This is a genomic window from Streptomyces sp. PA03-1a (assembly GCF_033792805.1).
GTDB lineage: Bacteria > Actinomycetota > Actinomycetes > Streptomycetales > Streptomycetaceae > Actinacidiphila.
This window is the reverse complement of the sequence record NZ_JARAVO010000405.1, coordinates 1-4464: the sequence shown is the minus strand read 5'-3', so window position 1 is coordinate 4464 and position 4464 is coordinate 1. Positions and strand designations below refer to the sequence as shown.

4 protein-coding genes and 1 pseudogene are annotated in these 4464 nt (G+C 71.6%); 3 read left to right on the top strand and 2 right to left on the bottom strand.

The genetic code is table 11. The features are described 5' to 3' along the window. Together PV341_RS44045 and PV341_RS44040 are read right to left on the bottom strand one after the other, a co-directional pair. Positions 1–1179 (bottom strand): annotated as a pseudogene (locus PV341_RS44045) (hypothetical protein); the annotation flags it as partial. A 1076-nt stretch (positions 1180–2255) separates the two neighbouring features. Next, positions 2256–2510 carry a GntR family transcriptional regulator gene (locus PV341_RS44040; RefSeq protein WP_326569942.1) on the bottom strand — a complete coding sequence of 85 codons (255 nt, stop codon included), beginning with the start codon at positions 2508–2510 and terminating at the stop codon, positions 2256–2258. A 153-nt stretch (positions 2511–2663) separates the two neighbouring features. Here PV341_RS44040 and PV341_RS44035 point away from each other — a divergent pair, with 153 nt between their 5' ends. From PV341_RS44035 to PV341_RS44025, 3 genes are all read left to right on the top strand, one after another. Beyond that, positions 2664–2891 (top strand): hypothetical protein, encoded by a 228-nt coding sequence (locus PV341_RS44035; RefSeq protein WP_500360861.1) that lies wholly within the window; start codon positions 2664–2666, stop codon positions 2889–2891. Positions 2892–3001: 110 nt separating this feature from the next. Next, positions 3002–3562 carry a Uma2 family endonuclease gene (locus PV341_RS44030; protein ID WP_326569941.1) on the top strand — a complete coding sequence of 187 codons (561 nt, stop codon included), beginning with the start codon at positions 3002–3004 and terminating at the stop codon, positions 3560–3562. Positions 3563–4104: 542 nt separating this feature from the next. Beyond that, positions 4105–4464: replication-relaxation family protein (locus PV341_RS44025; RefSeq protein ID WP_500360863.1), on the top strand; the 360-nt coding region annotated here is incomplete at its 3' end.

Below are 4464 nucleotides of genomic sequence, written 5' to 3'. Positions count from 1 at the left end.
GGCGGTGGGGGGTGTCCAGTGTTCGAGGTGGCGTCTGAGGTCGTACCAGGTGGGTTTGCGGGCCATGGCGATGGCTGCCTGGATCAGGTGCTGTTCTTGGATGCCGGTGGCCAGGAGCGCTTCGGCGGTGTGGGCGATGCGGCCCCGGGCCAGAGCGGGGACGGGGTGGCCGTGGTGGTGGCGGGCGGTGGTCCAGGCGTCGGCGATCCGGACGGCAGCTGCTGCTGGCGGGCCGGCCGGTGCTGGTCCTGTTGGTGCGGGCGCACCGGGGTCGACGGTGCCGGGGGTGTGACCGTGCCGGGCGGGAGCGGCTGCTTGCGGGCTGCCGGGTGCCGGTCGTGCTGGTGCGGGCGCACTGGTACCGGCATTGCCTGGGCCGTCGCCGGTGGGGCCTGATCGCGATGGCGTCGCGGGCGGTGGGCCGGCCGGGGGCGCTTGTCCGGATGGGGTGGTGGTCTCTCTCCTTGGTGCCAGGACGGTCGGACGGTGGGGTGTGATAGGCGAGGAGGAGAGAGAAGAGCTCTTTCCGTCTTGCTTGTTCAGTCTTAGTTCTTTAGCCGACGGGTCTCCGACGGTCGGCTGACCGGCGGCCGGTTCACCGATCGCCGGGTCGCCGACCGCCGGTTCACCGACTGCCGGGAACCCGTCACTCGGTCCGGCCTGCACGTCTTCGGAGCTGTCACTGGTGGCGCCCGGGTCAGGAGACCCCGTCGTGACCGGGCGGAGGGCGGACTGCGCGGCCGGGGAGTCTGTGGCGGCCGGTCCTGGCAGCGTTGGCTCGGGTGAGGTGGGAGTGTGCTGGTTGCGGGGGTCGAGCCAGACCGGCTCCACGCGCACGGCCCGTGTCCCGGCCACCTGGGCCAGGAGGTGGTGGATGTCCTCTCGGCGGTGGGGCAGGCTGGCGACGGAAAATTCGGTGCGCCAGGTGCCGTCGGCGGCGTCCTGGATCTTGAGTTTGACGATGTAGCCGTATGCCACGAGGTTCCGCATGGCTTTGGTGAGAGCTTCGCGGCCGGGTTTGCGGGTCTGGGCCAGGGCGGCGATGGTGAAGTCCGCGCCGTCGGGCAGGCGCAGCGCCATGGTGAGCAGCCCGATGTCCAGGACGCTCAGGCGCTGGTCGTCGACCGCGCGGTTGTCCACGGCGACGAACCGTGGAGGCCGGGTGGGTAGCTTTCTCACTGGCCGTCACCTGCCCCTGCGGGTGTGGCCGGACCGGTAGCAGCGGCATCCGCACCCGGTGGGGGCAGCGGCTGTGCTGCACGCCCAGGGGCGCGGTGGTGTGTGGCCGTCCGGCCGGCTGTGCTGGCGTCGGGTGTCCGGGCGGCTATGCCCGCGACGTGGTGACCCGCGGTGGCTGCGGAGCCTGTTCACTCGCGCTGCTCGAGACGGGTGGGAGCTGCGGTATGCCAGGCCGTGGGAGCCTGTCCCGGCCGGGCATTGCCAGTCGGCCTGGGCCTGTCCCGCAGTGAGGACGGGCCAGGCTCCCACGAGCCGTCGGCCGACGTCCGCCTGTCCCGTGGTGGCGTGGGGCGTGGGGCGTGGGGCGCGGGTGGGGCTGAGGTCGGCGTCCGGGCTGAACGCGGGCCGCAGGGCGTGGTCCGGCTGCCTTCGGTACGGGGGGCCGGGCATGCCCGGCACAGTGGTGCCGGCTTCGGTGACGGTGGTAGGCGGATGCGCAGCGGCGGTCATGTGGGCTCCCGGGCGGGTGGATGTGGGTGGTGTCATCCATGAAGCCCGGTGGCACTCACCGATTTGCTCACCGAAAAGGGGGGTGAAAGATCACAATCCGGCATCACCTGCAGTCGGTGAGTGCCGTGACATCACCGGTGAGGAGCACGAATCTGCTCACCACCGCAGGTCGCCAGGCCTTTCGGTACCTCTCACCGCTCTACTGGCTGTCCCTGACTCTGATTTTGACGCCATGACGGGCTGCGGTTGCTGCGTGCGAGGCTGCACGGTGGCGGAGAGGCAGAGCTTCCCGCGCCGAAGGGCGACTGGCGCGCCGTCCGGGGAGCACGACCGGCTCAGGCCCTGATCCCCGTCGTCCGTCGGCGGACCCTCCCCGATGCCCGCACTGGTGAGAAGGGGGCGCTGCGGCCGGCGCCCCGTGTGCCGCTGCGCGCGATCCCGGATGGTGGGCCTCTGCTGGAGGCCGGGCGGCGAGCGCGGTGGCGTGGGCATGCGCCCAGGTCTCGCGCACCCGGTCTTGTGTGGGGAGGGGGCGCTGGACAGGGGCTCGGGGCTTTTTGCTGTGGTTATTGCGGTGGGGTGACGAAGGTGCCGCGTTGGGGCACGGTGAAGACCAGTCCGTCGGCTGCCAGGACGGCGATGGCGCGGCGCACGGTGGAGCGGGCGAGTCCGTACTCCTGTACCAGGCGTTGCTCGGAGGGGATGGCGCGGTTGGGTTCCCAGTCGCCGCGGGCGATGCGGGCCGTGAGGATCCCGGCCAGTTGCCGGTAGGGGGTTACCGGGCCGTCGGCGTCGATCTCATCGTCAGGACCAAACTCCATGGTCAAGACGCTAGAGATGTCCAGATGACGCGGCAGTTTGAGATACGTCGCGAGACGTATCGATACCAGAGTGCTACAGTTGATTGAACAAACGATGGTGTGTCGTTGTGGCAGCCCGGCTGCGGGACCCTGGCGAGGTGGAGGGGGCTGGTCATGGGGGAGCCCGGCTTCACCGAGCGCTGGCTGGACACCGGCTCGGGGCCCGGCGCTGTGGTCCGGGTCCGTGTGACCCGGGTGAACCAGGCGGTCCAGGCGGCGTACCGGTCGTGGCTGGACCATGCCACCTCATGCCCCACCTGCCGGGCTGGGGGCGCCCGCGAGTGCACGGTCGTGCGGCCGTTGTGGGACGCCTACCAAGCGGCTCGCCAGGCGGCCCCGTGAGCCTCCTGCCCGGCTCAGCCGCCCGGGCTCCCTGCGCGCGTGCGGCTCGACCGCCGCCTTCGTGCTGGGCCACACTGGGGGCACAGCAAGCCGAGGAGGTGAAGGGGAGCGTGAGCGTTGCCGCCGCTGACCATTACGGGCCGTGGACCGTGGACGATGTCCTGGCCCTGCCCGAGGACCCGCGGAACCGGATCGAGCTGGTCGGGGGCGCGCTGATGATGAGCCCCGCGCCAGGCCTTGCGCATCAGTGGGCCTCCCACCGCCTTCACGTGCTGCTGGAACAGGCCGCTGAGACCGCGAAAGCGCCGGTGCTGGTCTTCGACGCCATCAACGTTCTCGTACCGGACGGCCTGATGATCCCGGACCTGGCCGTCGTGGACGAGGGTGTGGACCTGTCCGGTGTGACCGTGCATGCCCAGGACGTCATCGCCGTCGTGGAGATCGCTTCTCCCTCCACCCGCGTCGCGGACCGGAAGATGAAGCCCGCTCTGTATGCGGCAGCGGGTATCGAGCACTACTGGCGCCTGGAACTGGAGCCCGCTCCGCGGCTGTACCTCGGGCACCTGGAGCACGGCGCCTACAGCGACCGGCTGGTCCAGGCCGGCCAGACCACGGCAGTGACAGAGCCGTTCCCCCTGGACATCGACCCCGCCCATCTGGTGAAGCGGTAAGCAACCAGCACTGGCCGACCGTAGAGCAGCGCATGCCGCTATCGGCGCACGCGCACGGCAGGAACGCCCGACACACGCCCGCGCGACAGCAGGGCCGGCACCCTCAAGGCCGGCGTTGCTGTGTCGCCGCCCCGTGGGCTTGCCGCGGTTGAGGGTTGAGGGAGCCCGGGTGGTGTCCGGGCGGCGTGCAGGAGTGACTGTCGCCCCTGCAGTGCTCCCTACAGTCCCCCCTACGCCTTCCCCTACGGTGACCTCCCGTGCCCGGTGTTGCATTCGTGCAGGTCAGCGGGCATGTGCGTGGGTGGCGGCGGTGCCGACAGCCCTTTACTCCCGCGCTTGTGTGTCAGTGGTGGGTGGTGGAGTGGTCGTGGTGGGGCTTGCGGTGGGGCCCGGGGTGCCCGCCCAGCCCCGGGGGGGTGTGCGTGCGCGGCCCGCCGGCCGCGCCGCGCAGCCGGGGAGCCGGTGTGGCCCCCCAGGGGGGGCCGGTTGGGATGGGGAGCAGGCGGTGGCCGTACGGGTCGACGGCCCGGGTGCGAGGCTTGGTGCTGCTGGCGCTGGGCGTGGTGAAGGTCGCCACGGCCGGGCAGCTGCGGCAGCTGGTGCTGCCGGGGACGGCGGATGTGCAGACGGTCCGCAATGCGTGCAAGGACCTGAAGGCGGCGGGGCTGGTGGAGTCGGTGGGCTCGGCCAACCGGCCCGGCCGGCCGGGCAGGCCGGTGGCGGAGCAGGTGTGGAACCTGACTACGGCGGGGCTGGCGGCGGCCGCCAGCGAACTCGGCCGCCTGCCGAAGGAGATGGGCGGCACGGCGCGGGAGGCGGCGAAGGCCGGTGCCGCGCACGCGCTGAAGGTGACCGACACCATCGACGCGTTCTGCCAGTCACCGCCGCAACCCACCCACCCC

Coding starts and splice junctions, on each gene's coding strand:
- PV341_RS44040 (WP_326569942.1), bottom strand. CDS start 2,510: ATGGAGTTTGGTCCTGACGATGAGATCGACGCCGACGGCCCGGTAACC.
- PV341_RS44035 (WP_500360861.1), top strand. CDS start 2,664: ATGGGGGAGCCCGGCTTCACCGAGCGCTGGCTGGACACCGGCTCGGGG.